This window comes from Pseudomonas sp. AAC, assembly GCF_000725445.1.
GTDB lineage: Bacteria > Pseudomonadota > Gammaproteobacteria > Pseudomonadales > Pseudomonadaceae > Pseudomonas > Pseudomonas citronellolis.
On sequence record NZ_KL647094.1, the window covers coordinates 963,163 to 988,767 of the forward strand.

General features: G+C 69.2%; 19 protein-coding genes and 4 tRNA genes. 3 read left to right on the forward strand and 20 right to left on the reverse strand.

The features are described 5' to 3' along the window. Positions 1-102 precede the first annotated feature (102 nt). Positions 103-1,047 carry a DUF1853 family protein gene (locus FG99_RS03990; protein WP_043267455.1) on the forward strand — a complete coding sequence of 315 codons (945 nt, stop codon included), beginning with the start codon at positions 103-105 and terminating at the stop codon, positions 1,045-1,047. A 302-nt stretch (positions 1,048-1,349) separates the two neighbouring features. Here FG99_RS03990 and FG99_RS03995 read toward each other — a convergent pair whose 3' ends face one another. From FG99_RS03995 to FG99_RS04005, 3 genes are all read right to left on the reverse strand, one after another. Then, on the reverse strand, positions 1,350-2,249 hold the full coding sequence (locus FG99_RS03995) for a 1-aminocyclopropane-1-carboxylate deaminase/D-cysteine desulfhydrase (protein WP_081884558.1): 900 nt from the start codon (positions 2,247-2,249) through the stop codon (positions 1,350-1,352). 42 nt (positions 2,250-2,291) lie between these two features. Beyond that, positions 2,292-3,671, reverse strand: coding sequence for a chromosome partitioning protein ParA (locus FG99_RS04000; RefSeq protein ID WP_043267457.1), 1,380 nt, complete (start codon positions 3,669-3,671; stop codon positions 2,292-2,294). A 233-nt stretch (positions 3,672-3,904) separates the two neighbouring features. Beyond that, positions 3,905-5,941 carry an NADPH-dependent 2,4-dienoyl-CoA reductase gene (locus tag FG99_RS04005; RefSeq protein ID WP_043267459.1) on the reverse strand — a complete coding sequence of 679 codons (2,037 nt, stop codon included), beginning with the start codon at positions 5,939-5,941 and terminating at the stop codon, positions 3,905-3,907. Between the two features lie 185 nt (positions 5,942-6,126). Between FG99_RS04005 and FG99_RS04010 the strand changes: the two genes are divergently transcribed. Further along, a complete protein-coding gene (locus FG99_RS04010) occupies positions 6,127-7,245 on the forward strand; it encodes a carbon-nitrogen hydrolase family protein (protein ID WP_043267461.1) in 1,119 nt (372 codons plus the stop codon). A gap of 2 nt (positions 7,246-7,247) precedes the next feature. Continuing rightward, entirely contained in the window at positions 7,248-8,285 is a 1,038-nt protein-coding gene (locus tag FG99_RS04015; protein ID WP_009621073.1) for an AraC family transcriptional regulator, read from the forward strand. Between the two features lie 218 nt (positions 8,286-8,503). Here FG99_RS04015 and FG99_RS04020 read toward each other — a convergent pair. From FG99_RS04020 to asd, 17 genes are all read right to left on the reverse strand, one after another. Beyond that, a tRNA-Asp gene (locus tag FG99_RS04020) sits at positions 8,504-8,580 on the reverse strand. A 115-nt stretch (positions 8,581-8,695) separates the two neighbouring features. Next, positions 8,696-8,772, reverse strand: a tRNA-Asp gene (locus FG99_RS04025). Between the two features lie 115 nt (positions 8,773-8,887). Then, positions 8,888-8,964 (reverse strand) — tRNA-Asp (locus tag FG99_RS04030). A gap of 15 nt (positions 8,965-8,979) precedes the next feature. Then, positions 8,980-9,055: transfer RNA gene (locus tag FG99_RS04035), tRNA-Val, on the reverse strand. Positions 9,056-9,945: 890 nt separating this feature from the next. Continuing rightward, on the reverse strand, positions 9,946-10,707 hold the full coding sequence (locus FG99_RS04040) for an SDR family oxidoreductase (protein WP_141766111.1): 762 nt from the start codon (positions 10,705-10,707) through the stop codon (positions 9,946-9,948). Positions 10,708-10,712: 5 nt separating this feature from the next. Next, positions 10,713-11,924: an O-succinylhomoserine sulfhydrylase gene (locus FG99_RS04045; protein WP_043267464.1), complete on the reverse strand. Its 1,212-nt coding sequence runs from the start codon at positions 11,922-11,924 to the stop codon at positions 10,713-10,715. 13 nt (positions 11,925-11,937) lie between these two features. Continuing rightward, positions 11,938-13,443 carry an amidophosphoribosyltransferase gene (purF, locus tag FG99_RS04050; RefSeq protein WP_043267465.1) on the reverse strand — a complete coding sequence of 502 codons (1,506 nt, stop codon included), beginning with the start codon at positions 13,441-13,443 and terminating at the stop codon, positions 11,938-11,940. Positions 13,444-13,544: 101 nt separating this feature from the next. Beyond that, positions 13,545-14,087 carry a CvpA family protein gene (locus tag FG99_RS04055; RefSeq protein ID WP_099049040.1) on the reverse strand — a complete coding sequence of 181 codons (543 nt, stop codon included), beginning with the start codon at positions 14,085-14,087 and terminating at the stop codon, positions 13,545-13,547. A 91-nt stretch (positions 14,088-14,178) separates the two neighbouring features. Further along, complete coding sequence (locus FG99_RS04060) at positions 14,179-14,844, reverse strand: SPOR domain-containing protein (protein ID WP_043267469.1); 666 nt, start codon at positions 14,842-14,844, stop codon at positions 14,179-14,181. Between the two features lie 28 nt (positions 14,845-14,872). Then, positions 14,873-16,153, reverse strand: coding sequence for a bifunctional tetrahydrofolate synthase/dihydrofolate synthase (folC, locus tag FG99_RS04065; protein WP_043267471.1), 1,281 nt, complete (start codon positions 16,151-16,153; stop codon positions 14,873-14,875). Beyond that, the gene (gene accD / locus FG99_RS04070) at positions 16,150-17,025 is read right to left on the reverse strand and encodes an acetyl-CoA carboxylase, carboxyltransferase subunit beta (RefSeq protein WP_009621059.1); all 876 of its coding nucleotides are present in this window, start codon (positions 17,023-17,025) and stop codon (positions 16,150-16,152) included. The genes folC and accD overlap by 4 nt, the downstream gene beginning before the upstream one ends. 225 nt (positions 17,026-17,250) lie before the next feature. Beyond that, positions 17,251-17,880 carry a phosphoribosylanthranilate isomerase gene (locus FG99_RS04075; protein ID WP_043267473.1) on the reverse strand — a complete coding sequence of 210 codons (630 nt, stop codon included), beginning with the start codon at positions 17,878-17,880 and terminating at the stop codon, positions 17,251-17,253. A gap of 58 nt (positions 17,881-17,938) precedes the next feature. Next, positions 17,939-18,793 carry a tRNA pseudouridine(38-40) synthase TruA gene (truA, locus tag FG99_RS04080; RefSeq protein WP_024128268.1) on the reverse strand — a complete coding sequence of 285 codons (855 nt, stop codon included), beginning with the start codon at positions 18,791-18,793 and terminating at the stop codon, positions 17,939-17,941. Positions 18,794-18,957: 164 nt separating this feature from the next. Further along, positions 18,958-21,780: a motility hub landmark protein FimV gene (locus FG99_RS04085; protein WP_043267475.1), complete on the reverse strand. Its 2,823-nt coding sequence runs from the start codon at positions 21,778-21,780 to the stop codon at positions 18,958-18,960. Between the two features lie 168 nt (positions 21,781-21,948). Further along, entirely contained in the window at positions 21,949-22,941 is a 993-nt protein-coding gene (locus FG99_RS04090) for an aspartate-semialdehyde dehydrogenase (protein ID WP_081884559.1), read from the reverse strand. Between the two features lie 104 nt (positions 22,942-23,045). Then, on the reverse strand, positions 23,046-24,206 hold the full coding sequence (locus tag FG99_RS04095; RefSeq protein WP_043267948.1) for a type IV pilus assembly protein FimV: 1,161 nt from the start codon (positions 24,204-24,206) through the stop codon (positions 23,046-23,048). Between the two features lie 226 nt (positions 24,207-24,432). Beyond that, entirely contained in the window at positions 24,433-25,545 is a 1,113-nt protein-coding gene (asd, locus tag FG99_RS04100; RefSeq protein WP_009621046.1) for an aspartate-semialdehyde dehydrogenase, read from the reverse strand. Positions 25,546-25,605: the final 60 nt, after the last annotated feature.

Consider the following 25,605-nt stretch of genomic DNA (forward strand, 5'->3'; position numbering starts at 1 on the left):
CCAGGCGGCGGGTGCGAGCGGGTAGTGCCCGGAATTATGGGGGAAACCCCCGAACAGCGGCAAACCCGCGCACCAGCGCGGGCGTTCGGCTAGGCTGCACGGATGAAGTCGACCGCCTACCTGCTCGCTGAGCTGCTAGCCGAACTGCGCCAACCCGCGGTACGCGACCTCGCCTGGACGCTGCTCGGCGAACCCCTGCTGGATGCTGGCGCCCTGCCCCTGCGTCATCCGCTGGCAGCGAGCCGCTGGCTGGCCGAGCCGGAGCTTCTGGGCGGCTGGCTGCGCGAACAGGAAAGGCACAGCGAAGCGCTGCAAGCCTGGCTGCAGCGTTCGCCGCAACAACGCCTGGGCCGCTACTACGAACGCCTCTGGCAGTTCGCCCTGCAACAGGCTCCGGACCTGCGCCTGCTCGGCGCCAACCTGGCGGTGCGCGACAACGGCCACACCCTGGGCGAGCTGGACCTGCTGCTGGAGGACGACGACGGCCTGCACCACCTGGAGCTGGCCATCAAGCTCTACCTGGGCCCCAGCCGCGAAGGCCCGGAAGACTGGCTCGGCCCCGGCGCCGAAGACCGCCTGGCGAACAAGCTGCGCCACCTGCGCGAGCACCAGCTACCGCTCTCCTCCACTGCGCACGGCCGCGCCCTGATCGCCGGATTCAGCAGCGCCCCGGTGCAAGCCGCGCTCTGGCTGGGCGGCTACCTGTTCTACCCCTGGCCCGGCGAGTGCGCGGCGCCGGAGGGCGCCAACCCCGAACACCTGAGCGGCTCCTGGCTGCACCGCAGTCACTGGCCGCTGTACCGCGCCCAGGGCACGGGGCGCTGGCAGCCGCTGCCACGCAGCGAATGGCTGGCTCCGGCGCGCAAGACCGCCGAGCAGAGCTGGGCGCCGGAGCGCTTCGACGCCTGGCTGGCGCAGTTGCCGGCGGATGCCTTCCCGCAGTTGCTGGTGCGCCTGGAGGAACAACAGGGGGAATGGTGCGAAGCCGAACGGCTGTTCCTGGTCGGCGACCAGTGGCCGCGGGTGCATAACGGCTATTCCCACTGATGGCTGCCCGGAGCGGCGGGGTGGTTCCGTAGGATGGGTTGAGCGAAGCGATACCCATCGCCATGGCAGCATGGGTTTCGCAAGCTCAACCCATCCTACGAAGAGCATCTCGGCGCGGTCGGCAAGACAGTCGCGCCTACAACCGTGCCCTACGTGTTCGCCGTGGAGTACGGCATATACCTGTAGGAGCGGGCCCTGCCCGCGATTTCGCGCGCAGGGCGCGCGAATGACGTGGGTGGGTCGTAGGAGCGGATCTTATCCGCGATCCGCGCCGATCTATCCAACTGGCGCAAACGAATACCCTATGACAATCGCCGCAAACGCTCTTCCATCGCCCTCCGCCCCTGCAGGCCGCCGCTGTGCACGGCGACCAGGCGGCTGCCGCGGGGTACCCGCCCGGCGCTTACCTCGTCGTGCAGGGCCAGCAGCAGCTTGCCGGTGTACAGCGGCTCCAGCGGCACGCCAGTGGCCGCCTCGAAATCGGCCATGAAGCGCACCAGCCCGGCATCCACCCTGCCGAAACCGCCGCGGCTGGCGTCCAGCAGACGATAACCGGCGTCTTCATGCCCCGCCTCGGCCAGCAGCCGCGGCAGAATGGCTTCCACGCCATGGCCAGGCGGCACCGCCAGGGCGCCGATCAGCGGGTGCGCGCCCTGCTCGCCCAGCACCAGCCCAGCCAGGGTGGTGCCGGTACCGCAGGCGGCCCAGAGCTGGTCGTAGCCGCTCCAGCCGATGCCCGGCAATTGCTCACCCAACTGTTCCACCAACGGCGCGCAACCCAGCGCGCCGGGCAAACCGCCGCCGCCCTCGTCCACCGCCAGCAGGCGCGGGTAGCGTTCGCGCCAGGGCGCCCAGAAGCCTTCGGCATGGCGCTCGCGGTAGCCGGCGTAGCCGAGCCAGTGCAGTTGCATGCCCCAGGCGCGCAGGTCGCGCACCGTGGGCGTGTCCTGTTCGTTTCCGCGCAGCAGGCCGACGGTGGCGAAGCCGAAGCGCTGGCCGGCGGCGGCCAGGGCGTGCAGGTGGTTGGAATGGGCGCCGCCCAGGCTGATCAGGCCTTCCAGGCCCTGTTCGGCGGCCTGGCGCAGGTAGGGCGCCAGCTTGAACCACTTGTTGCCGGACACCCGCTCGTCGACCAGGTCCAGGCGCAACAGCGCCAGCTCGACGCCAGCTTGTTCCAGCCAGTCGAGGCGCACCGGTTGCAACGGGGGAAGCGGGCGCCACTCGGGGAATCGCAGGGCAGCCACCTAGCCCGCGGTCACGCCACGCAGGCCGCCGCTGGTCTTGTGCCGGGCGCAGCAGTTACTGTCGCCGTCGACGAAGCGGCCCGGGGTATCCACGCGGTCGACCGGCAGCGCGCAACGTTCGCCGTTGGACAGGCGGCCGTCGCAGGTCGGCTGCTGGTAGTGGGCCAGCCACTGGCAATACTGGGCTTCGGAGACGAAGCATTTGGCGGCGGCATAGGCCATGGGGTTTTTCTGGTAGCGCGGGATGTCCTGCAGCGGAATGGTCAGGTGCCCAGCGCCGGGATGATAGACCACGAAGATCACCCCGAGCGAGGTCAGCTTCTCCAGCAGCGCATCGCTCTGCGCCCGCGCCGCCTGGGCAGCCAGCTCGCGGCGCAGGGCCTCGTTGTCCTGCTGCAGCTGGCGGTCCAGTTCGTTGCGGTAGCTCAGCTCGGCATCGCGCAGCGCCAGCTGTTCCTTGTACTGGGCGATAACCGCCGCGACCTTCGCATCGGCCTCGCCCTCGAACTGCGTGCGCAGTTCCTCCAGCTCCGCGCGCCCCTGCTGCTCGATGCTGCGCAGTTGCGCGGTCAGCTCCTCGCGACCGCGCTGGAAGCCGTCCACCCGCTCATCCAGCTCGCGGCGCAGGCCGGCATTGATTTCTTCCTCGCGCTTGAGCCCCTCGCGCAGCGCGGCCAGTTCGGCCTGCAGCACCTTGACCTGTTCCTCGGCGCCCAGGCGCAGGCGTTGCAGCTCCTGCTCGTGCTGCTGGCTCAGGCTGGACAGGCGCGAGGCTTGCTGGCCGAGCAGCTCGGCGGTCTTCTGCCGGTGTTCTTCCAGCATCGCCTGGGCCAGCTTCTCGGCCTGCTCCTGCGGGTCCTGCGCCGGCGTCGCGTACCACTGGTGCTCGGCGGCCACCTTCAGGCGCTGCGGCTCGACGGCGACGGGCTCCTCCTCGACCAGCAGGCCAAGGTGGTTGCGCCGGATCGCGTCGCGCAGCATCACCAGGTGGTTGTTGCCCGTCACCAGGCTCGGGTCCCACAGGTGCATCTGGTGCCAGGACACCGGGCACTGGCTGCGGCAGGCCAGGCGGATCGGCCCGGCGCCCATGTCCGGGCCGCGCCCGGCGCGGTCGGCGAGCTGGCGCAGCGGCAGGTTCCAGCCGCGGTCGGCCTCGCCGTTCTCGTCGAAATCCAGGTAGAAGAACACCGCCGCCTTGACCTGCAGGCGCCCGTTGATCAGCACATAGGCCAGGCGCATCTGCCGGTCGGCGAACTCGTGCATCTGCACGACGTTGTCGAGCAGGGCCTCGAATTCGGGATAGAGCATCTGCTTGCAGATGCCTCGCTCATCGAAGAAGGCCACGGCCTCGACCATCTGAGGCTTTTTCTGCAGGCTCATGACGGGACCTCTGGACTGTCGCGAACAGGGTTGGGCCCGCAGAGGGGCCGGCAGCCGGGCTTCGAACGCACCGCTGCCGGGGCAAGTCTAGGGGAAATAGTGACGCAGGCGATGTGACTGGGTTGGCAGTCACTCGGCTGGCTGTAAGAAGGCGACGTACGACAGACAGAAAACTGTGACGGGCTCCGCCCTTTGCCGCCCGGACGGCGCATCCGGGCGGCAAAGGCCAGGGATCAGAGTTCGGCGGCCAGGCGCGAGCCCTGGTTGATGGCGCGCTTGGCATCCAGTTCGGCGGCCACGTCGGCGCCGCCGATCAGGTGCACCTTCTGCCCGGCGGCGACCAGGCCGTCGTGCAGCTCGCGCAGCGGCTCCTGGCCGGCGCAGACGATCACGGTATCCACCGGCAGCACCTGCGGCTCGCCCTCGGCGATGCGGATGTGCAGCCCGGCGTCGTCGACCTTGAGGTACTCCACGCTGTTGAGCATCTGCACCCGCTTGTTCTTCAGCCCGGTGCGGTGAATCCAGCCGGTGGTCTTGCCCAGGCCGTCGCCGACCTTGGACTTCTTGCGCTGCAGCAGGAACACCTGGCGCGCCGCGGCATGCGGGTGCGGCTGGATGCCGGCGACGCCGCCGCGGGCTTCCAGGTTCTCGTCGATGCCCCACTCCTTCCAGAAGGCATGGCGATCCAGGCTGGTGGATTCGCCGTCGTGGGTGACGTACTCGGAGACGTCGAAGCCGATGCCGCCGGCGCCGATCACCGCCACTTTCTGCCCCACCGGCTTGCGCTCGAGGATGGCGTCCAGGTAGCTGATCACCTTCGGGCTGTCGATGCCGGGGATGGCCGGGGTGCGCGGGACGATGCCGGTGGCCAGGAGGATCTCGTCGAAGCCGCCCCTGGCCAGGTCGTCGACCGACACGCGGGTGTTCAGGCGCAGGTCGACGCCGGTGGTCTCCAGCTTGCGCTTGAAGTAGCGCAGGGTCTCGTAGAACTCTTCCTTGCCCGGCACGCGTTTGGCCACGTTGAACTGTCCGCCGATCTCGCCGGCGGCGTCGAACAGCGTCACCTGGTGGCCACGCTCGGCGGCCACGGTGGCGGCGGCCAGGCCGGCCGGGCCGGCGCCGACCACGGCGATCTTCTTCACGTGGGTGGTGGGGATGTAGTTCAGCTCGGTCTCGTGGCAGGCGCGCGGGTTGACCAGGCAACTGGTCAGCTTGCCGCCGAAGGTGTGGTCCAGGCAGGCCTGGTTGCAGCCGATGCAGGTGTTGATCTCATCGCTGCGGCCTTCGGCGGCCTTGTTGACGAAGTCCGGGTCGGCGAGGAACGGCCGGGCCATGGAGACCATGTCGGCGTCGCCCTCGGCCAGCACCTGCTCGGCCACTTCCGGTGTGTTGATGCGGTTGGTGGTGACCAGCGGAATGCCCACCTCGCCGCGCAGCTTGGCGGTGACCTTGGTGAAGGCCGCGCGCGGCACCTTGGTGGCGATGGTCGGGATGCGCGCCTCGTGCCAGCCGATGCCGGTGTTGATCAGGGTGGCGCCGGCCTGCTCGATGGCCTTGGCCAGCAGGACGATCTCGTCCCAGGTGCTGCCGCCTTCCACGAGGTCGAGCATCGACAGGCGGTAGATGATGATGAAGTTCGGCCCCACCGCCTCGCGCACGCGGCGGACGATCTCCACCGGCAGGCGCATGCGGTTCTCGTAGCTGCCGCCCCAGCGGTCGGTGCGCTGGTTGGTGTGGGCGACCAGGAACTGGTTGATGAAGTAGCCTTCCGAACCCATGATCTCGACGCCGTCGTAGCCGGCCTGCTGGGCCAGGGCCGAGCAGGTGACGAAGTCCTGGATCTGCTTCTGGATGCCCTCCTCGTCCAGCTCGCGCGGCTTGAACGGGTTGATCGGCGCCTGGATGGCGCTGGGCGCCACGGATTTCGGGCTGTAGGCATAGCGCCCGGCGTGGAGGATCTGCATGCAGATCTTGCCGCCGGCCTCGTGCACCGCCTGGGTAACGATCTTGTGCTTCTCAGCCTCCTCGGCGGTGGTCAGCTTGGCCGCGCCGGCGTACACGCCGCCTTCCTCGTTCGGGCCGATGCCGCCGGTGACCATCAGGCCGACGCCGCCGCGGGCGCGCTCGGCGAAATAGGCGGCCATGCGTTCGAAGCCGTTGGGCTTCTCTTCCAGGCCGGTGTGCATCGAGCCCATCAGGGTGCGGTTGCGCAGGGTGGTGAAGCCCAGGTCCAGGGGCGCGAGCAGGTGCGGGTAGCGGGCGGCGGTCATGATTCCTCCACATCGGGCATGGTGCCGGGGCCTCGGACGGGCCACGGTCGGTATGGGGCAGACTCTAAGCAGCGCCCCGGGCGCGCTCAATGACCGGAAATGACAACTTACTGATCGAAGATGACAGCAGCGCTTGGCAAGCCGGCGCCGCTCCCCTACCCTGACGGCCAGTCCCGGAGCCCCGCATGCGCAAGCTGACATTCCTCATCCTGGTCACCCTCTTCGCCGCCTACGCCGGCTGGGCCGAGCGCCGCCCGGTGGGCCACTACCTGTCCGACCTGCGCAGCCAGGTGGTGCTCAACCAGGGCGCGCCTTCCGAACGTGGCAACCTGCTGGGCGTGCAGCCCGAGCTCTACGCCCCCGACTACCAGAACGTCGAGCGCCTGCGCCTGAAGCTCGCGGCCTACCTGGAGAAGGCCCGCAGCGAGGGCCTGCTCGGCCCGCGCACGGTAGTGGTGTTCCCCGAGCACATCGGCACCTGGCTGGTGGCCGCCGGCGAGAAGCCCGAGGTCTACCAGGCCCGGCACCTGACCGAGGCCATGCAGTGGATGGCCGTCAGCAACCCGGTGAAGCTGGCCCGCGGCTGGCTCATCGCCAAGGGCCGCGACCGCTTCACCGACGCCCTGTTCCGCATGAAGGCGGTGGACATGGCCCACGACTACCAGACGCTGTTCGGCGGCCTGGCCCGGCAGTTCGGCGTCACCCTGGTGGCCGGCTCCATCGTCCTGCCCAACCCCAAGGTGGAGGACGGCGTGCTGGTCACCGGCAACGGCAGCCTGTACAACGCCAGCCTGGTGTTCGGCAGCGACGGCAGGCCGCTGGGCCAGCCGCAGCGCAAGGTCTTCCCCATCGACGACGAGAAGCCCTTCATCCGCGCCGGCCACAGCGACAACCTGCAGGTGCTGGACACGCCGGCCGGGCGCCTGGGCGTGCTGATCTGCGCCGACAGCTGGTACCCGATCAACTACGCGGTGCTGGCCTCGGAAAAGGTCGAGCTGCTGGCGGTGCCCGCCTTCCTCACCGGCAACGGCCAGTGGCAGCAGCCCTGGCGCGGCTACAACGGCGCGCGCACGCCTTCCGACGTGCAGCTCAAGCCCGGCGAGCTGAGCGAAGGCCAGGCCTGGCAACAGCTGGCCCTCGGCGGGCGCCTGACCGCCAGCGGCGCCCAGGCCGGCATCGCGGTGTTCCTCCGCGGGCAGCTGTGGGATCTGGGCAGCTCCGGCCCCGGCCTGGTGGTCGACCGTGGCGGCCAGCAGCTCGCCGAGGACGGCCCCGGCGCGCGCCTGATCAACCTCTGGCTGTGACCATGAAGCAACCGGGCATGCGGCTGGGCGACCTCTCCATAGGCTTCGTCCACGGCCTGGCCGACGCCCTGGAAGATCGCGGCGTGCCGGCGCAGCCGCTGCTGCTGCAGTACGGGCTGGACGCAGCGCGCTTCGCCGAACCCGGCGGGCGCCTGTCGATCCCGCGCTACATGCGCCTGGGCCACGCGGCCATCCAGCTCAGCGGCGACCCCGCCCTGGGCCTGCGCATGGGCCAGTTCAGCCGCATCCAGCAACTCGGCCTGCCCGGCGTCACAGCCGCCCTAGCCCCCGACCTGCGCGCCGCCAGTCGCGCGCTGATCCGCTTCGAACCGCTCTACGCGCAGAATTACCGCGGCCGCTCCAGCCTGGCCGAGGACGCCGGCGGCGCCTGGCTGAGCTTCTATTCCATCAGCCCGTACAACGCCTACAACCGCTTCGTGGTGGATTCGGTGCTGGCCGGCTGGCTCAGCTACCTGGCGCGCATCGCCGGGCAGCCGCTGCGCCCGCTCCGGGTGGAGATCGAGTACCCGGCGCCGGACTATGCGGCCCGCTACGAGGAATTCTTCGGCTGCCCGGTGGAATTCGCCGCCGGCGCCAACCGCCTGCGCCTGGACCAGGCCAGCCTGGCCCTGGGCAACCGCGAGCACTGCCCCAGCACCTGGCGGCAGATGCAGGAAATCTGCGAGAAGGAACTGGAGCTGCGCACCCGCACGCGCACCCTGCGCGAGCGCGTGGTGCAACTGCTGGGGCCGCTGCTCAACGGCCGCGAGCCGGACCTGGAGGAGGTCGCCGCGCGCCTCAAGCTGCCGACCTGGACGCTGCGCCGCAAGCTGGCCGAGGAAGGCACCCAGTTCCGCAGCATCCTCAACGAGACGCGCCGCGACCTGGCGATGATCTACATCCGCGACACCGACCTGGCCTTCGGCGAGATCGCCTACCTGCTCGGCTTCGCCTCGGCCGAGGCCTTCCAGCGCGCCTTCAAGCGCTGGAGCGGCCAGCCGCCGGGGGAATACCGCCGCGCGCAGCGGCAGGCCGGCTGATCACATCTCGGTGGCGTCGTCCGCCGGCTCCGGCGAATCGCACTCGGCGCGGTGTTCTTCGAGCAGTTCTTCCTGGTAGTCGTCCATGGCTGCCTCCCATCGCGTTCGACAAGGTCATGGATGCAGCCTAGCCGGCGCGGATGAATGGCGCATGACCGCCGGCCTTTCCCGGCGCAATGAAAAAGCCCCCAGGCATGGCTGCCTGAGGGCTTGTAAAATGGCGCAGCGGACGGGACTCGAACCCGCGACCCCCGGCGTGACAGGCCGGTATTCTAACCGACTGAACTACCGCTGCGCGTCGGCTGGACTTGCGTCCAAGGGTGTTACGGCCTTCCATCCTGCCTGTCGCTACGGAGCTTTGACTCTACGTGGCGGCGAGTTCGGGGTGATGAACTCCAGGAGGGGGAAGATGGCGCAGCGGACGGGACTCGAACCCGCGACCCCCGGCGTGACAGGCCGGTATTCTAACCGACTGAACTACCGCTGCGCGTCGGCTGGGCTTGCGTCCAAGGGGGTTACGGCCTTCCATCCTGCCTGTCGCTACGGAGCTTTGACTCTACGTGGCGGCGAGTTCGGGGGGATGAACTCCAGGAGGGGGAAGATGGCGCAGCGGACGGGACTCGAACCCGCGACCCCCGGCGTGACAGGCCGGTATTCTAACCGACTGAACTACCGCTGCGCGTAACTTGCGAGATGGTGGGTGATGACGGGATCGAACCGCCGACCCTCTGCTTGTAAGGCAGATGCTCTCCCAGCTGAGCTAATCACCCTTCGTCTCGAAGTGGGGCGCATTCTACCGGCGGCATTTCCTAAGTCAATGCCCTGATTGGATTTTTTTTGAAATTTCGTGCTTTGGGGGAACGCGGGAAGCCAGCTGCCTTTGGGGTTGGGTGTAGCGCGCCGCTGCGAGCATCCGCTTTCCGGGTGCGTCGAGCTCGACCGCGACGCCGGGCATGAGCCTGGTGTAACGGCGGATAACCGCGAACGGTTATTCGCCCTACGCCAGGCTCGACCTTGGCGTAGGGCGCATAACGCCTACGGAGTTATCCGCCGCTTGACCTCGATCCCAGGCGCGCTTCGGAGACGGTCACGAAGCACTGCTTTCCGGGCGCTTCGAGCCCGACCGCGACGCCGGGCATAAGCTCTGTGAAACGGCGGATAACCGCGAACGGTTATTCGCCCTACGCCAGACTCGACCTTGGCGTAGGGCGCATAACGCCTACGGCGTTATCCGCCGTTTGACCTCGATCCCAGGCGCGCTTCGGAGACGGTCACGGAGCACTGCTTGCCGGGCGCTTCGAGCCCGACCGCGACGCCGGGCATGAGTCTGGTGTAACGGCGGATAACCGCGAACGGTTATTCGCCCTACGCCAGGCTCGACCTTGGCGTAGGGCGCATAACGCCTACGGCGTTATCCGCCGTTTGACCTCGATCCCAGGCGCGCTTCGGAGACGGTCACGGAGCACTGCTTTCCGGGCGCTTCGAGCCCGACCGCGACGCCGGGCATGAGTCTGGTGTAACGGCGGATAACCGCGAACGGTTATTCGCCCTACGCCAGGCTCGACCTTGGCGTAGGGCGCATAACGCCTACGGCGTTATCCGCCGTTTGACCTCGATCCCAGGCGCGCTTCGGGGACGGTCACGGAGCCCCCCCCCGACCTCAGTCGAGATAGATCATCTTGCGCGTCATGCCGCCGTCGACGACGAACTCCTGGCCGGTGACGAAGCCGGCGTTGTCGCCCAGCAGCCAGGCCACCAGCGCGGCGACGTCTTCCACCGTGCCGACACGGCCGACCGGGTGCTGGTCGTGGTCCAGCTCGGTGAGCGGCGCCGCCTGGCGCTCGTGGAGGTCGCGGGCGTCGATCCAGCCGGGGCTGACCGCGTTGACGCGGATTTCCGGGCCCAGGCTCATGGCCAGCGCGTGGGTCAGGGCGAGGATGCCGCCCTTGCTCGCCGCGTAGGCTTCGGAGCTGCGCTCGGACTGGTGCGCGCGGGTCGAGGCGATGTTGACGATGCTGCCCTGGTGCGCCCGCAGGTAGGGCGCGCAGTGCTTGGCCAGCAGCATCGGGCCGCTGAGGTTCACCGCCAGGGTGCGGTTCCACTCGTTGAGCGTCAGGCTCTCCAGCGACGTGACGCCCGGGCGGGCGATGGCTGCGTTGCACACCAGAGCGTCGAGGCGGCCGAACTGCCCGAGCACCTCGGCCACGGTCTGCGCCACCTGGCTTTCCTGGGATACGTCCAGGGCGATGAACCAGGCCTTGTCGCCCAGCGCCTCGGCGACCTTGGCGCCGCGCTCGCGGTCCTGGTCGACCAGCACCACCTGCCAGCCCTCTGCGATCAGCCAGGCGCCGATCCCCAGGCCGATGCCCCGCGCCGCGCCGGTGACCAGCGCGACCTTGCCGTTGCCGATGATCGCTGCCAGGTCGCTCACAGTGCCGCCAGGCCTCGTGCCAGGTCCTTCTTGATGTCGTCGACGTCCTCCAGGCCCACCGCGACGCGGATCAGGTTGTCGCGGATGCCGGCGTTCTCGCGCTCCTGCGGCGACAGGCGGCCGTGGGAGGTGGTCGCCGGGTGGGCGATGGTGGTCTTGGTGTCACCCAGGTTGGTGGTGATGGAGATCATCCGGGTGGCGTCGATGAAGCGCCAGGCCGCGGCCTTGTCGCCCTTCACCTCGAAGCTGACCACCGCGCCGAAGCCCTTCTGCTGCCGCTTGGCCAGCTCGTGCTGCGGGTGGCTGGGCAGGCCGGCGTAGTAGACGCGCTCGATGCCCGGCTGCTGTTCCAGCCACTCGGCCACGTCCTGGGCCGCGGCGCAATGCGCCTGCATGCGCACGCGCAGGGTTTCCAGGCCCTTGAGGAAGATCCAGGCGTTGAACGGGCTCAGTGTCGGACCGGCGGTGCGCAGGAAACCGACCACGCCCTCCATCAGCTTGCGGCTGCCGGCGACCACGCCGCCCATGCTGCGGCCCTGGCCGTCGATGTACTTGGTCGCCGAGTGGATCACCACGTCCGCGCCGAGTTTCAGCGGTTGCTGCAGCGCCGGGGTGCAGAAGCAGTTGTCCACCGCCAGCAGCGCACCGTGGGCGTGGGCGATCTCGGCCAGGGCGGCGATGTCCACCAGCTCGGCCAGGGGGTTGGACGGCGACTCGACGAACAGCAGCTTGGTGTTCGGCTTGATCGCCGCTTCCCAGGCCTTCAGGTCGCTCAGCGGCGGGTAGTCCACCTGCACGCCGAAGCGCTTGAAGTACTTCTCGAACAGGCTGATGGTCGAGCCGAACACGCTGCGCGAGACCAGCACGTGGTCGCCGGCGCTGCAGTGGGTCATCACCAGCGAGAGGATGGCCGACATGCCGGTGGAGGTGGCCACCGCCTGCTCGGCGCCTTCCAGGGCGGCGATGCGCTCCTCGAAGGTGCGCACCGTCGGGTTGGTGTAGCGCGAGTAGACGTTACCCGGCACTTCGCCGGCGAAGCGCGCGGCGGCGTCGGCGGCGCTGCGGAACACGTAGCTGGAGGTGGGGAACAGCGCTTCGCCGTGCTCCGCCTCCGGGGTGCGTTGCTGCCCGGCGCGTACCGCCAGGGTGTCGAAGGCGGCGCCTTCCAGGTCACTGTCCAGGCGACCGGCTTCCCATTCCTGTGCCATCCCCTGCTCTCCTTCAGTCGTTGTACAGATCGATGATGGCGCTGACCGCGTTGGCCTTGGCCTTGGTCGCGTCGTTGCGCGCCTGCTCGATCCGGTTCAGATAGGCTTCGTTGACGTCGCCGGTCACGTACTGGCCGTCGAAGACCGCGCAGTCGAAGTGCTCGATCTTGATCTTGCCGCCGCCGACCGCGTCGATCAGGTCCGACAGGTCCTGGTAGACCAGCCAGTCGGCGCCGAGCAGTTCGCACACCTCTTCGGTGCTGCGGTCATGGGCGATCAGTTCGTGGGCGCTCGGCATGTCGATGCCGTAGACGTTGGGGTAGCGCACGGCCGGCGCCGCGGAGCAGAAGTAGACCTTCTTCGCCCCGGCCTCGCGGGCCATCTGGATGATCTGCTTGCTGGTGGTGCCGCGGACGATGGAGTCGTCCACCAGCATCACGTTCTTGCCGCGGAATTCCAGCTCGATGGCGTTGAGCTTCTGGCGCACCGACTTCTTGCGCGCGGCCTGGCCGGGCATGATGAAGGTACGGCCGATGTAGCGGTTCTTCACGAAGCCTTCGCGGAACTTCACGCCCAGCCGGTTGGCCAGCTCCAGGGCGGAGGTGCGGCTGGTGTCGGGGATCGGGATGACCACGTCGATGTCGTGCTCCGGGCGCTCGCGGAGGATCTTCTCGGCCAGCTTCTCGCCCATGCGCAGGCGCGCCTTGTACACCGAGATGCCGTCCATCAGCGAGTCCGGGCGGGCCAGGTAGACGTGCTCGAAGATGCACGGCGAGTATTTCGGGTTGGCCGCGCACTGGCGGGTGAACAGCTTGCCTTCCTCGGTGATGTACACCGCCTCGCCCGGCGCCAGGTCGCGGATCAGGGTGAAGCCGAGGACGTCCAGGGCCACGCTTTCCGAGGCGATCATGTATTCCACGCCGTTCTCGGTGTGGCGCTGGCCGAAGACGATCGGGCGGATCGCGTTGGGGTCGCGGAAGCCGACGATGCCGTAGCCGGTGATCATCGCCACCACGGCGTAGCCGCCGACGCAGCGGGCGTGCACGCCGGCCACCGCGGCGAAGACGTCTTCCTCGGTGGGCTGCAGCTTGTTGCGCACCGCCAGCTCATGGGCGAAGACATTGAGCAGCACTTCCGAGTCGGAGTTGGTGTTGACGTGGCGCAGGTCGGATTCGTAGATCTCCTTGGCCAGCTGCTCGACGTTGGTCAGGTTGCCGTTGTGCGCCAGGGTGATGCCGTAGGGCGAGTTGACGTAGAACGGCTGGGCCTCGGCGGAGCTGGAGCTGCCGGCGGTCGGATAGCGCACGTGGCCGATGCCGACCTTGCCCACCAGGCGCTGCATGTGGCGCTGCTGGAAGACGTCACGGACCAGGCCGTTGTCCTTGCGCAGGTAGAGCCTGTCGTCCTGACAGGTGACGATGCCGGCAGCGTCCTGGCCGCGATGCTGGAGAACGGTGAGCGCGTCATACAACGCCTGATTGACGTTCGACTTGCCCACGATACCGACGATGCCACACATGCGACGCAACCCCTAGTTGGTTTACAGGCTAAAAAATTCCGTTCCCGCCGCCCCACCCGGGCCGGCGTCGGGCGGCGCACAGCGCCACCCTGGCCCAGCCGTCACTGGCTGGGCAGCATACTCCCCATCCCGACCGGCGGTGCCAGCTGGCCACTGGCGAACCAGTGCCCGGCCAGGTTGAGGACGATGTTCTTCGACCAGTCGGCGACCAGCAGGAAGTGCGGCAGCAGCACCGACTGCTGCCACCACGGGTCCTGTTGCACCGGCGCCAGGCTCAGCAAGCCGACCAGCAGCACCACCAGCAGCACGCCGCGGGCGCCGCCGAAGGCCATGCCGAGCACGCGGTCGGTGCCGGACATGCCGGTCACCCGGACCAGTTCGCTGATGAGGAAATTGACCAGCGCCCCCAGCAGCAGGGTGACCACGAAAAGCAGCGCGCAGGCGGCGATGACGCGGCCGGACGGCAGTTGGATGTAAGGCGCGAGACGTTCGGCCAGTGCGCCGCCGAACATCCAGGCGACCGCACCCGCGACAATCCAGGTGAGCAGGGACAGGGCTTCCTTGACGAAGCCGCGGCTCAGACTGATCAGGCTGGAAATGACGATGATGCCGATCATCGTCCAATCGACCCAGGTAAATGCCACGTTGCGGCCCAGAAACGAAAAAGGCCCCGCATTTTAGCAGAGCCCCGGGGTTTAGCGGAGCCCCCGATGCATCGGGAGCCGCTCATCGGTGTCAGCCGCGTTCGGGCTGGAAGCGCACCACGAAGCCGTTGAGCTTCTGCTGCTTGCTCAGCTGCTCCTTCAGGCGGTCGGCCTCGGCGCGCTCGATCACCGGCCCGACGAACACCCGGTTCATGCCGTCGAAGCTGCGCACGTAGGCGTTGTAGCCCTGGCTGCGGAGGCTCTTCTGCAGTTCCTCGGCGCGGGCGCGGTTGGACAGGCTGGCCAGTTGCACCGACCAGCTCACCGCCAGCTTGTCGGCGTCCAGGCGCTGGGCCGGCGCGGCGGGCGCGCTGGCCTGGGCCGGCGGCGTGGCCGGTTGCTGGGCAGGGCGCGGCGCCGAGGCGGCGGGCTGCTGGGCCGGCGTTTGCGGCAGGCTGGCGATGGGCGTGGAAGGCGCGGTGGTCGGCGCGGGACTGGGCACCGGCGCCTGGACCTGGGGCTGAGCGTCGGGGGCCTGCGGCGCTTCGGCCACCGGAGCATGGGGTTCGGGCACCGGCGTCGGCTGCACTTCCACCGCAGGCATGGCCGGCGTCTTCGGCATCGCCGGGGCGTCGACCGTCACCTGGCGCACCTCGTCCTGGCGGCTGAACAGCATCGGCAGGAAGATCACCGCCAGCGCCAGCAACACCAGCGCACCGACGATCCGCTGCTTGAGCCCCTTATCCAGCAAAGCCATTGCCACTCCCCCGTTTCTTGACCGCTTGTCAGTCCTGGTTGCCGTCCAGCCAGCTCAGGGCATCCGCCACGCTGTAGAAGGAGCCGAACACCAGGATCTCGTCGTCCGCCGACGCCTGCGCGCACTGTGCCTCGAGCGCCGCGGCGATGTCGTCATGCACGCTGGCCTGCGCGCCGCGCGCAAGCAAGGCTGCCGCCAGCTCGCCGGCCGGGCGCGAGCGCGGCGTGGGCAAGGGGGCGACCGCCCAATCCTGCACCAAGCCGAGCAAGGGTTCCAGCACCCCGTCCAGATCCTTGTCCGAAAGCAGGCCGAAAACCGCCAGGCGCCGGCCCTGCGGCGGCCGCGCGGCAAGGCGGCGGGCCAGGTAGTCGGCGGCATGGGGGTTGTGCCCGACGTCCAGCAGCAGGTGGCGCGGCTGCCCCTGCCAGGTCGCCACGCGGCGGTCCAGGCGGCCGCTCACGCGGGTCCGCAGCAGGGCCGCGAGCAGGCGCTCGGGCTGCCACGGCAGGCCCAGCAGCGCATAGACCTGCAGCGCCAGGGCGGCATTCTCCATGGGCAGGTCGAGCAGGCTCAGGTGGTGCAGGCGCAGCGGGGTGCCGTCGGCGCCACGGCCGTGCCAGTGCCAGTCGTGCTCGCCGATGGCCAGGTCGAAGTCGCGGCCGCGCAGCAGCAGCGGCGCGCCCAGGGCGCGGGCCTGGTCCAGTAGCGGCTGCGGCGGTTCCAGGTCGCCGCACACGGCCGGCTTGCCGGCGCGGAAGATGCCGGCCTTCTCGAAGGCCACACTGTCGCGGTTGTCGCCCAGCCATTCGGCATGGTCGAGGCCGATGCTGGTGACCACGGCGACGTCGGCGTCCACCAGATTGACCGCGTCGAGGCGGCCACCGAGGCCGACTTCCAGCACAACCGCATCGAGACCGGCGCGCTCGAACAGCCAGAAGGCCGCCAGGGTGCCCATCTCGAAATAGGTCAGGGAGATTTCGCCGCGCGCCGCCTCGACCGCGGCGAAGGCCTCGCAGAGCGCTTCATCGCTGGCCTCGCGGCCCTCGATGAGCACGCGCTCGTTGTAGCGCAGCAGGTGCGGCGAGGCGTACACGCCGACCTTCAGGCCCTGCTCGCCGAGCAGCTCGGCGAGGAAGGCGCAGGTGGAGCCCTTGCCGTTGGTGCCGGTGACGGTCACCACGCGCGGCGCGGGGCGCCCCAGGCCGAGGCGGACGGCCACCTCGCGGGAGCGCTCCAGGCCCATGTCGATGGCCGAGGGATGCAGCTGTTCGAGGTAGCCGAGCCAGTCGGCCAGGGAACGCTGGCTCATCCTGCGAGGGCGGTGCTGGGGGTGTTGGTGAACTTGGCCAGCAGCTTGGCCAGGCGGTCGCGCATTTCCGCGCGGTGCACGATCATGTCGATGGCGCCGTGTTCGAGGAGGAACTCGCTGCGCTGGAAGCCTTCGGGCAGCTTCTCGCGCACGGTCTGCTCGATCACCCGCGGGCCGGCGAAGCCGACCAGGGCCTTGGGCTCGCCGACGATCACGTCGCCGAGCATGGCCAGGCTCGCGGAAACGCCGCCGTAGACCGGGTCGGTCAGCACGGAGATGAACGGGATGCCTTCCTCGCGCAGGCGCGCCAGGGCGGCGGAGGTCTTGGCCATCTGCATCAGCGAGATCAGCGCTTCCTGCATGCGCGCGCCGCCGGAGGCGGAGAAGCAGATCATCGGGCAGCGGTGCTCCAGGGCGTAGTTGGCGGCGCGCACGAAGCGCTCACCGACGATGGAGCCCATGGAGCCGCCCATGAACGAGAACTCGAAGGCCGCGGCCACGACGGGCAGGCCCTGCAGCTTGCCGCTCATGGCGATCAGCGCGTCCTTCTCGCCGGTGTCCTTCTGCGCGGCGGCCAGGCGGTCCTTGTACTTCTTGGTGTCGCGGAACTTCAGGCGGTCCACCGGCTCCAGCTCGGCGCCCAGCTCCTCGCGGCCTTCCTCGTCGAGGAAGATGTCCAGGCGGGTGCGCGCGCCAATGCGCATGTGGTGGTCGCACTTGGGGCAGACGTCCAGGGTCTTTTCCAGCTCCGGCCGATACAGCACGGCGTCGCAGGACGGGCACTTGTGCCACAGGCCTTCCGGTACCGAGCTCTTCTTCGCCTCGGAACGCATGATGGAAGGGATCAGCTTGTCTACCAGCCAGTTGCTCATGCTCTGTTCTCCAATGCGGGGACAGTGCGCTCAGCGGCCCGAAGCCTTGCGCCTGCCCGTGAGCAGAAAAAATCACCATCGGCGCCGTGGCTCGGCCACGGCCCCTCGAAATCGCGGCGCGCCCTGGGCGGCGCCTTCGCCAGGCCGACACGGGGTCGGCGCTGGCATGACAAAACGTCAACAGCTCCTAATGACGGTGGCAGACCGCCTGCCGTCACATGCACCTCACCGGGAATCCGCCTCGCGGCAGCGGCGGATGAAGGCGCGGATCTTCTCGGCGTCCTTGATGCCCTTGCTCGCCTCCACCCCGCCGCTGACGTCCACGGCATAGGGGCGCACCTGGCGGATCGCCGCGGCGGCGTTGTCGGCGTTCAGGCCGCCGGCCAGCACCAGCGGGCGCGGCAGGGCTTCGGGAATCAGGGACCAGTCGAAGGCCGCGCCGGTTCCACCGGGAACGCCCTCGACGTAGGTGTCCAGCAGGATGCCGGCGGCGCCGGGATAAAGCGCGGCCTGGGCGGCGATGTCGTCGCCGGCCTTCACCCGCAGCGCCTTCAGGTACGGCTTGTGGTAGCCCTCGCAGTCCGCGGCGCGCTCGTCGCCATGGAACTGCAGCATGTCCAGCGGCACCGCATCGAGGATTTCCCCCATCTCGCAGCGGCTGGCATTGACGAACAGGCCCACGCTAGTGACGAAGGGCGGCAGCGCCGCGACTATGGCGCGCGCCTGCTGCACGCTGACCGCGCGCGGGCTCCTGGCGTAGAACACCATGCCGATGGCGTCGGCGCCCGCCTCGGCGGCGGCCAGGGCGTCCTCGACACGGGTAATGCCACAGATTTTGATGCGAACGGCGGACAAGATGCGGCGACCTTCCTTCAAAGCAATCCGTCGATGGTAGCAAATGCCCCGGACAGCGTCAGCCGAGCGTATCGGGCAAAGATGAAAGGAAATGTGGCCCCAGGTAGCGCTGCGGCAGCTCGAAGGCTTCCGGGTATTCCACCCGCACCAGGTAGAGCCCGAAGGGGTGCGCGGTCACGCCGCCGGCGCGGCGGTCCCGCGCCGCCAGCACCTCGTCGACCCACTCCGGCTCCCGCTCGCCCGCCCCTACCGTCATCAACACCCCGGCGAAGTTGCGCACCATGTGGTGGAGGAAGGCGTTGGCGCGCACGTCCAGCACTATGAAGCGGCCATGCTCCAGCACCTGCAGGTGGTGCACCGTCTTGATCGGCGACTTGGCCTGGCACTGCACGGCGCGGAACGAGGTGAAGTCGTGGGTGCCGACCAGCTTTTGCGCCGCCGCGCGCATGCGTTCGACGTCCAGCGGCCGGTGGTTCCAGGTGACTTCCTCGGCCATGTGCGCGGGGCGGATCGGGTCGTTGTAGATGACGTAGCGGTAACGCCGCGCCACGGCCGAGAAACGCGCATGGAAGTCCGCCGGCATGACCTTGGCCCAGGTCACGCTGATATCCGCCGGCAGGTTGGCATTGCTGCCCATCACCCAGGCCTTGAGCGGGCGCTCGACGCGGGTGTCGAAGTGCACCACCTGGCCACTGCCGTGCACCGAGGCGTCGGTGCGCCCGGCGCACATGACGCTCACCGGCTCGGCGGCCACCTTGGACAGGGCGCGCTCCAGCGCTCCCTGCACCGACGGCACGCCGTCCTCCTGGCGCTGCCAGCCGCGGTAGCGCGCGCCCTTGTATTCGACGCCCAGGGCGATCCTGGTGACGTCAGCGGTGGCGACCTCGCCCACCGCGCTCTCGAACTCGTTCAACTGCTCAGGCCATCCCGAAAAGGCAATTCAGCGGGCTATTCTGCCTGGATTGCCGCGTCCGGGCGATGCGCCGCGATCGGCGCGGCGCCGCCAGGCGCGCAATGTCCGCGCCCTGAAACGACGATGGCAGCCCGAAGGCTGCCATCGCTTTACCTGCGACCTGCTCAGGACAGGCGTTCGAGCAGCTCGCGGGCTTCCTGCTGCTGCTGGTCGCTGCCTTCGCTGATGACCTCGTCGAGGATGTCGCGCGCGCCCTCGGCGTCGCCCATGTCGATGTAGGCACGGGCCAGATCGAGCTTGGTCGCGGCCTCGTCGGCGCCGGAGAGGAAGTCGAACTCGTCGTCCATGTCGCCCTCGTCCAGCGCGGAGTCCAGCGACGGCTCGATCTCGGGCTCCAGCGCCGCCGCCGGGCTGGCCGGCTGCTCGAGGTCGCTGGCGAGCTTGTCCAGCTCGGCGCTGACCTGGTCCAGCTGGGCCGCGAAGCTGTCGTCGGCCGGCAGCTCCTGGGGAGCCTCTTCGGGCAGCGACAGGTCGAAGTCGTCCGCCAGGCCCTCGACCGGCTTGGCCGCGGGCTCGCTCTCGGCGCCCAGGTCGAAGCTGAAGTCGTCGTCGGCGCTCGCGGCGAGCCCAGCGCCCTCCTCGCCCAGGTCGAAGAGGAAGTCCTCGTCCTTGGCCGCGGGGGCCGCCGGCTCGTCCGGCAGGTCCAGGGTGAAATCGTCCAGCGCGTCGCTGGCCGTGGGCGCCGCGGGGGCGGCCTTGGCCAGGTCGTCTTCCAGGTCGAGGTCGAAGGCGAAGTCGTCGTCCGTCTTCGCCGATTGGGCCGGCTGGGCCACCGCGGCGGGCTCGTCCAGGCGCAGGTCGTCTTCGAGGTCGAAGTCTTCCAGCGACAGTTCGTCGGCCTTGGCTTGCGGCTCGGCTGCGGCGTGCGGCACCTCGTCGTCGAGCTGCAGGTCGTCCAGGCCCAGGTCGAAGGCGTCGTCCAGGTCGCCGGCGGCCTGCGCGACCGGTTCGCCGGCGGGCGCAGCGCCGTCGTGGGTCAGGTCGAGGTCATCGAGGCTGAAGTGATCCAGCTCGTCGCTGCTGGCTGCGGCCGCGGCCAGGCCGCCGGCCACGGCAGCCGCCGCGACCATGCCCGGGTAGCGCGACTTCAGCTGCTCCACCTGCGGCTCGGCGCCGCCCAGTTCGCGCAGTTCGTTTTCCTGGCGGGCGAAGCCTTCGCGGTCGCCGATCTCGGCCAGGACCTCCATCAGCTTCAGGCGCAGGTCGGCGCGCTGCGGTTCGTCGTAGATGGCGCCCTGCAGCAGCTCGGCGGCCTGGTTGAAGCGGCCGTAGGCGATGTAGATGTCGGCCTCGCCCAGCGGATCGCTGGTCTGCGCGGCGACCTTTTCACCGGCGGCCGGCGCGCTTGCCGGGGCTGCGTCCTCGTCTTCCAGGCTCAGGCTGTCGAATTCGCCGGCAGCCAGTTCCAGCGGCTCGTCCGTTCCGCTCGGGCTGGCCACGGCGGGCTCGACCTTGGCGGCCTCGGCCTGGGCCGCGCGGCGGCGCAGCAGGAGCAGCACCAGCAGCAGGACCAGCACCAGGCTGCCGCCGATGGCGGCCAGCAGCGTCGGGTTGGCCAGCAGTTCCTCGATCAGCCCCGGCTCGTTTTCGGCGGCCGGTGCAGGTGCAGCGGGCTTGGGCGCCGCCGGTTTGGGTTCGGCCGGCTTGGCGGCTGCCGGCGCGGCCGGTTGAGCGGGGGCGGCAGGCGTGGCATCGGGCTGCGGAGCCGCTGCCGGGGCGGCCGGAGCTTCGGCGCCAGGCGCCGGCGGCTGTCCCGCGGGCGCGGAGCCCGGCGCGGCGGGCTGCGGCGTAGTCGCCAGCTCGCCCTGCAACTTGGCCAGTTGCGCGTCCTTCAGCTCGATCAGCTTCTGCAGCTTGTCCAACTGGCTCTGCAGGTCGGTCATGCGGCTCTGCAGTTCGTCGTTCTCGCGGCGGGTGCTGTCCAGGCTTTCCTGGGTGACGGCCAGCTTGTCGGAAAGCGCCTTGCCGTTCTTCGCGCCCTTGTCGGAGCCCTTGGCCTTGCCGGCTTCGCCGGAGACCAGACGCAGGTTGTCCTTGTTCTCGGCCTGCTCGGGCGCAGCGCCGGCATTGGCGCGGCGGGTGGCGTCCAGCTGGCGGGAGGAACCGGCCAGGCTGCGGCCTTCGCGCCAGGCGCTGCGCTGCTCGCGCACCTGCACGTCGGCCTCGCCCGCGGAGCGGCTGCGGATCTGCTCGGCATCGGGCAGGCGCAGCACCTGGCCGCTCTTCAGGCGGTTGATGTTGCCGTCGAGGAAGGCGTCGGGGTTGAGGTCCTGGATCGCCAGCATGGTCTGGTTGACGGTCACGCTGCCGTCGGGACGCGCGCGCGAGGCGATTTCCCACAGGGTGTCGCGGGAACCGGTGCGGTATTCGTTACCGTCCAGGCGGGCCTGGCGCGGCGCGCTGGCCGCGGGGGCCGGCTCCACGGCGCGGGGCGCGGCCGGGGCGGGCGCCACCGGCTGGCGCGCGATGGGCGCGGGCGCGGCGACCGGCGCACGCGGCGCGGCGGCGGCAGCCACCTGCGGCGAGTACAGCGGCGGGTCGAGCAGCACGGTGTATTCGCGAAGCACCCGGCCGCTGGGCCAGAGCACTTCCACGAGGAAGTTCAGGTAGGGCTCCTGCACCGGCTTGTCGGAGGTCACATGGATGACGCTCTTGCCGTTGGGCTGGACCACCGCGGTGAACTTGAGCCCGGTGAGGAAGAAGTTGCGATCGACGCCGGACTTGCTGAAGTCCTCCGGCGAAGCCAGCTTGGGAATGATCTCGCCGGCCGTCAGGTCGCGGACGTCCGTCACCTCGATATCGGCATTCAGCGGCTGGTTCAGCGCCGAGTGCAGGTGGATGTCTCCCAACCCCAGCGCATGCGCCATGCCGGTGGTCAACGCCGAAGCAGCCGCAATTGCCTGCACCAGTTTACGAAGCCGGACCATAATCTAATCCCTTGTTTTAACAGCTTTCTTCTGGATTCGAGCGTTTCGGAACAACACCTGGCGCCCGCTATGCCCGGCGTCGAAAACGCCGGGATATCCCCCCGCCAGGGCCGTCCAAGCCAGTATTGCCAAGCTAGAATGCTTCTTCAAATATTCGATAAGTATCTTTTACAGATAGTGTTTTATCAATAATGCAGCCAGGTTCGCAGCATTCAGTCCCAAGCCTTTTCGCACATTATCAGACGCAATCCACAAATTGAGGTTGCAAGGGCCGGCGGCACCCTGACGCACCCGGCCGACGTGGATGGCATCCTGGCCCAGGGCATCGCCGATCACCGTCGGGTAATCGTCCTCGACCAGTTCGATGCCCTCGGCCGCCTCCAGAGCGGCCCGGACTTCCGACAAGGCTATCGGCACGGCGCTGCGCAAGTTGAGGTTCAGGGCGTCGCCGAAGAACACCGGGGCCAGCAGGCAGTCCGCCTGCACCCTGCCCTGCAGCTGCGGCAGCAGTTCGTTCAGCTCGGCATTCAGGCGCCGCTCGATGGCGCTGTAGCCCGAGGCGTCGGCCGCACCGACCAGGCCCAGCAGGTTGAAGGCGTACTGACGGTCGACGAGGCGCGGCTCCACCGGGCGCGCGTTGAGCAGCTCGGCGGTCTGCCGGGCCAACTCCTGCACGCCTTCGCGGCCCAGTTGCGAGGCGGACAGGCAGGCGGTCAGCGACAGTTCCTGCAGTTCGACGCAATCGCTCAGGGCGGCGACCACTTCGGCCACCTCGGCAGCTGGGGCGCAGGGTACGCGCAGCAGCGCCGGGAAGCTGAGCTCGTCCAGGCGCGCCGGGTTCAGCGCCGGCAGCACCAGGGCGCCTTCCACGCTGCCGCTCAGGTCGATCACCGTGCAACCCTGGGCCAGGGCGCGCGCGGCGTGCTCGCCGGCGACCTCGGCCGAGGTGGCGAACAGCGCCAGCTTCACCTGGGCGAAGGAGAAACCGTCCAGCTCGCGCACCCGCAGGTTGCGGCCACGGAAGGGCACGCTCTTGCCGGCGGACTCGCCGCTGGCCAGCAGGTGCAGCTCGGCCACTGGGCAATCCAGCTCTTCCAGCAATTCGACCAGCGCTTCGCCAACCAGACCGGTGGCCCCTACTACAGCAACGTCGACGGACATCGAAAATCCCATGGGCTAGAAGGAAACAAGACGCAGCACTTTACTGCCCCCTTCCCTGCCCAGGCAATCGTGCCCGTGCCCGTCGATCGCCGTTCGCCTTCCCCCTATCGGGCGACTTCCTGCGCGGCGGCCGGCGCCGCCTGCGGCGTTGGGCTGCCCGCCACGGCGACCGGCGGCTCAGCCGGAGCACCCGCGGCCTGTTGCCGCGACTGCGCCGCCAGGCGCGCCACCAGGGTGGCGATCTGCGCATCCTTGAGTTCGATGAGCTTGTTCAGCTTGTCCAACTGGCTCTGCAGGTCGCCGATCCGGCTGGTCAGCTCCTCGCCCTGGCGGCGCGCGCTGTCCAGGTCTTCCTGCAGCAGCGCCAGGCGTTCCGCGGCGGCCTTCGCCTGGGGTTGCTTCGAGGCCTGCCCGGACTGCAGGCGCAGTTGGTCGCGCACCTCCGCCACGGCAGGCGCGGCGCCGGGCGCCGCCTTGCGGGTGGCGTCCAGTGCGCGGGGGCGCTCGCGCCAGCGGGCTTCCTGGGCCTGGAAGTGGCTCACCGCCTCGGCATGCCCCTGGGCACGGACCTGGTTGGCGTCGGGCAGGCGCAGCACGGCGCCGACCCGCGGCAGGTTGGCGTTGCCGTCGATGAAGGCCTGCGGGTTCAGCGCCTGGATCGCCCGCATGGTCTGCATCACCGAGGCATCCCCGGCCGGGCGGTGGCGGGAGGCGATGGCCCACAGGGTGTCGCCGGCGGCGATGCGGTGGCTGCCCGAGGACGCCGACGCGGCGACGCCCGGCGCCTTCACCGGCGCCGCGATGGCCGCCGACGGCGCGGCGGAAACGACCGGTGCGCTGGGCGCCTGGGCGACGGCCTGGTAGTTCGGCGGGTCGAGCAGCAGGGTGTATTCGCGCATGGCCCGCCCTTGCGGCCAGGCCACCTGCAGGACGAAATTGACGTAGGGCTCGCGCACCGGGCCGCTGGATTGCACGCGGATCACCCCGCGGCCGTTGCGCCCGACCTCCGGAGTGAAGCGCAAGCCGGAAAGGAAGACGTAGTTGGGCTCCATGCCCAGCCGCTCGGCCTCCTGCTGCGGCACCAGGCTGACCTTGAGGTCATCGGCGCCGAGATCGCCCATGCCGCGCAGTTCGATCCGCGCGTCCAGCGTCTGGCCCAGCGCGGCCTGCGAAGCGATATCCCCCAGTTCCAGCGCGCTGGCGCGTGCCGGCAGGAAAGCGGCCGCGACGGCGGCGGCCAGAAATACGTGCGCGAAGCGGAACATCTCCATCCCCTGCTGTCGATGACTCCCCCGGCGGCCCCAACCCACCGGCCGGCCCGAACGGGCCGGGCAGCGAGGATAATCACAGGGCGCCGGACGCCAGCCCGCGCTCCGTCACAGAAAACGACGCCGGCGCTGGCGACTTCGCCGTTCTGTCGAGTGATCGACTTTTTCCGCCTGTACAAAGCAAGACGCCGGCACAGGGCCGGCGTCTTCGGGGAGGCTGCGATCAGCGCTCCAGCAGGATGCGCAGCATGCGCCGCAGCGGCTCGGCCGCGCCCCACAGCAGCTGGTCGCCGACGGTGAAGGCGCCGAGGTACTGCGAGCCCATGTTGAGCTTGCGCAGGCGGCCGACCGGAACGCTCAGGGTGCCGGTGACGGCGGCGGGGGTCAGCTCGCGCATGCTGGCTTCGCGCTGGTTGGGGATCAGCTTGACCCAGGGGTTGTGCTGGCTGATCAGGCCTTCGATGTCGGTCAGCGGCACGTCCTTGTTCAGCTTGATGGTCAGCGCCTGGCTGTGGCAGCGCATGGCGCCGATGCGCACGCAGATGCCGTCCACCGGGATCGGGTTCTTGAAGCGGCCGAGGATCTTGTTGGTCTCGGCCTGGCCCTTCCACTCCTCGCGGCTCTGGCCGTTGGGCAGTTCCTTGTCGATCCAGGGGATCAGGCTGCCGGCCAGGGGCGCGCCGAAGTGCTCGGTGGGCAGGGCTTCGCTGCGGATGGCCTCGGCGACCTTGCGGTCGATGTCGAGGATGGCGCTAGCCGGGTTGGCCAGGTCGTCGGCCACCGCGGCGTTGATCGCGCCCATCTGCTTGATCAGCTCGCGCATGTTCTGCGCGCCGGCGCCGGAGGCGGCCTGGTAGGTCATGGCGCTCATCCACTCCACCAGGCCGGCTTCGAACAGGCCGCCCAGGGCCATCAGCATCAGGCTGACGGTGCAGTTGCCGCCGATGTAGTTCTTGGCGCCGGCGTCCAGCGACTGGTCGATAACGCGACGGTTCACCGGGTCGAGGACGATCACCGCGTCGTCCTGCATGCGCAGGCTGGAGGCGGCGTCGATCCAGTAGCCCTGCCAGCCGGCTTCACGCAGCTTGGGGAAGACTTCGTTGGTGTAGTCGCCGCCCTGGCAGGTCAGGATGACGTCGAGGGTCTTGAGTTCCTCGATGCTGTAGGCGTCCTTGAGGGTGGCGATGTCCTTGCCGATGGACGGACCTTCGCCACCGACGTTGGAGGTGGTGAAGAACACCGGCTCGATCAGGTCGAAGTCCCGCTCTTCCAGCATCCGCTGCATGAGCACCGAACCCACCATGCCACGCCAACCGATCAGACCTACACGCTTCATCGCTACTACACCTTCGAATAAGTAGTGGACCGCCGCCCCTGCCCGTTCTGTGCGGGTGCC